Origin of the sequence: Burkholderia sp., from assembly GCF_018375725.1 — a bacterium.
Taxonomy (GTDB): Bacteria; Pseudomonadota; Gammaproteobacteria; order Burkholderiales; family Burkholderiaceae; genus Burkholderia.
The window spans coordinates 1-3063 of record NZ_JAHACR010000406.1; the positions used below are offsets into that span (position 1 = coordinate 1).

2 protein-coding genes are annotated in these 3063 nt (G+C 69.8%); one reads left to right on the plus strand and one right to left on the minus strand.

The annotated features are described in order from the left end of the window. Nucleotides 1–58: 58 nt before the first annotated feature. The gene (locus KH616_RS23520) at nt 59–1831 is read left to right on the plus strand and encodes a glycoside hydrolase family 15 protein (RefSeq protein WP_292253393.1); all 1773 of its coding nucleotides are present in this window, start codon (nt 59–61) and stop codon (nt 1829–1831) included. 61 nt (nt 1832–1892) lie between these two features. On the opposite strand, the gene KH616_RS23525 is transcribed toward KH616_RS23520, so the two are convergent. Then, nucleotides 1893–3063 (minus strand): hypothetical protein (locus KH616_RS23525; protein WP_292253391.1); only part of this gene is annotated, 1171 nt, incomplete at its 5' end.

Below are 3063 nucleotides of genomic sequence, written 5' to 3' on the forward strand. Positions count from 1 at the left end.
CGGGTTCCTCGGAGGCCGTCCGCGCACTCGCCGCCGCTCGGCGGCACAGGTGAATGCGATGCGCATCGAGGACTACGCGCTGATCGGCGATGGCCGCAGCGCGGCGCTTGTCGGACGCGACGGCAGCATCGACTGGCTGTGCTGGCCCGATTTCGATTCCGCCCCGTGTTTCGCCGCGCTCCTCGGCACGGCCGACAACGGTCGTTTCCGGCTGGCGCCGCGCGAGCGGATCGTCAGCGTGACGCGCCGGTATCTGCCTGGCACGGCGATCCTCGAAACGACGTTCGATACCGTGTCGGGGCGCATCGTGCTGTGCGACTGGATGACCTGGGCCGCGCCCGAACCCTGCGTCGTGCGCAGCGTGCGCGGCGAACGCGGCACGGTCATGCTCGAGATCGACTTCGCGGTGCGCTTCGACTACGGCCGGGCGTTGCCGTGGTGCCGGCGGCTCGACGGGCGCTGGCACATGCTGACAGGCGGTCGCGCGATTTGGCTCGACACCGTGGCCGGGCTGTCGCCGGAGCACGACCGGCTCGTCGGCGCATCCCGCATCGCCGCCGGCGAGCGCATCGACTTTTGCGTCAGTGCCGCGCGATCGTACGATCCGCCGCCGCCCGTGCCCGATCCGAACGCGTCGTTGCGGGCGACGCAGGCGTTCTGGCGCGACTGGAGCGCACGCAATACCGCATCGGGGCCGTATCGCGACGCGATCGAACGGGCGCTGGTCACTGTGAAACTGCTGTCGAGCCTGCGCACGGGCGGCATCGTCGCCGCGCCGACCAGCTCGCTGCCGGAACAGCTGGGCGGCAACCGCAACTGGGACTACCGGTTCTGCTGGCTGCGCGATGCGAGCTTCACGCTCCGCGCGCTCGTGCGCTGCGGCTATCGGGACGAGGCCGCGCGCTGGCGCGACTGGCTCGTGCGCGCGATCGCCGATCACCCGGCGCAATTGCAGGTGCTGTATACGGTCGATGGCGACCGGCGCGCGGACGAATGGATGGCCCATCATCTCGCCGGTTACGAAGGCGCGCGTCCGGTCCGCTTCGGCAACGCCGCGACGGATCAGCTTCAACTCGACGTGTACGGCGAGGTGCTGGGCGCGCTCTATCAGGCGCGCCGCCACGGCTTGCCGCCCGATAGCGAAACATGGGCGCTCGAAGTGCGGCTGCTCGCGCACCTGCGCACGATCTGGCGCGAGCCAGACGAGGGCATGTGGGAGGTGCGAAGCGGCCCCAGCCCGTTCACGTCGTCGAAGGTGATGGTGTGGGCGGCGATCGAGAGCGCATACCGTTCCGCACGCGTGTTCGGCCACCGCGCACCGCTCGGCGCCTGGCGGCGCTGGGCCGACGCGGTCCATGCTGACGTGCTGGCCCATGGTTACGACGCGACGCTCGGCCGCTTCGTCGACCGTTACGGCGGCGACGGCCTCGATGCGAGTTTGCTGCTGCTTCCGCTGACGGGCTTTCTCGACGCGGCGGATCCACGCGTCGCGGCCACGATTGCGGCGCTTGAAGCGGAATTGCTCGACGACGGGCTGCTCCTGCGCTACCGGCCGGCGCGCTTTGTCGATGGATGTCCCGGCGACGAGGGGACGTTCGTCACGGCCGGCTTCGCGCTCGCGATGGTGCGACGGATGCAGGGCCGCACGCGCGAGGCGCGTGCGCTGTTCGAACGGCTGCTGGCGCTGCGCAACGACGTCGGGCTGCTCGCCGAGGAGTATGACGTTCGCGCGGCGCGCATGTGCGGCAATTTCCCGTTCATGCTCGCGCATGTCGCGCTCGTCAACGTCGCGCTCGCCTTGTCCGAGCGCCGGCGCGACGACGCTGACTGATACCTCGCGTCGTTGTCCCTCTTACCGCGACGCAGCCGGGCATCGGCGTATTGCGCGAGCGTCACTCACGGGAGACGCATGGTTCGCCCGGCGCGGCGGCGAGCGCGCTTTCCCGCGCCGGATCGAAATCGGCTTCCCGTATTCCCGCCGTCGTCAACGACACGAAGTGGATCTGTGTGTCGCTCGCGGGGAAACCGGCAATGCCGGTCGTACCCCACGGAATCGGCGAACGCTGCACGCCGCGCACGGCAATCTTGTCGGGCGACAGGGACAATGCCAGAAGCCGTCCGTCGCGCGTCGGCACGTACGCACGGGCGCCCGCGACGGCCACCTCGGATTCGCGCACCGTGGCCGGCAGGCAATCCAGTGTCGCCGTGCGCCGGCCGTCCTGATCGATCAGCATCGCAACGCCGCGATCGTCCGACGTCGTGGCGACGACGATGAAGCGGTCGATCGCGGGCACGTACGCGGCGGCGTAGACGTAATACCGGATCGTCTCGTGCCATTCACCGCGCGGTTCCAGCTTCGCCGTCGCGGGATCGAACAACGCGTATTCGAGTGTCGCGTGCGTGCTGTCCGGGATGAATTTCTGCCAGACCAGCAACGCCCGGTGCGGCGCCCCGGCGATCACCGGCCACCACTCGCGGCTGTGCGGCGCGACATCGACACGGTTCAGCAGGCGCCCGGCCGCATCGTAGGTCTTCAGATAGACGCCGCCGCCGGTTCCCAGGTTGTCGACGCCGCCGCCGTCGATCCAGTCGGCCGAATAGAAGACGACGAACCGCTCGCCGACCGCGGCGACGTGTCCCGAGTGGCCGCCCGACTCGACATCGTTCGGATAGGGTTTGACCGGCGCGAGATTCCGGCGATAGACGCCGTACCGCTGGCTGACTTCCTGCGAGGTGTGCCAGCCGTCCTCGAACGTGACGAAGATATCGCCGCGCGCATTCTGCGCGACCGACACCGGCTCCTGCGCCTCCGGCCGGCTGATGAAGGTGCGGATACGGGTCGTGCGCCTGCTGCCGGGCGACCATTCGCCGACATACACGTCATGCGGCCAGTTGCCGTTGGGCAAGGCGCCGCGCGGCACGATGCCCGAACTGCTGAAGAAGATCCAGCGCTTGCCGTTGCCGGCGTCCGCGCTGCCGACGCCGTGCATGAAGCGCCGCGGGTCGCCGGTGAGCCGTTGCCGGGCGGTCGGTCGGGGCGCGGTCTGGAGCGGGGCCGCGGCG

Coding starts and splice junctions, on each gene's coding strand:
- KH616_RS23520 (WP_292253393.1), top strand. CDS start 59: ATGCGCATCGAGGACTACGCGCTGATCGGCGATGGCCGCAGCGCGGCG.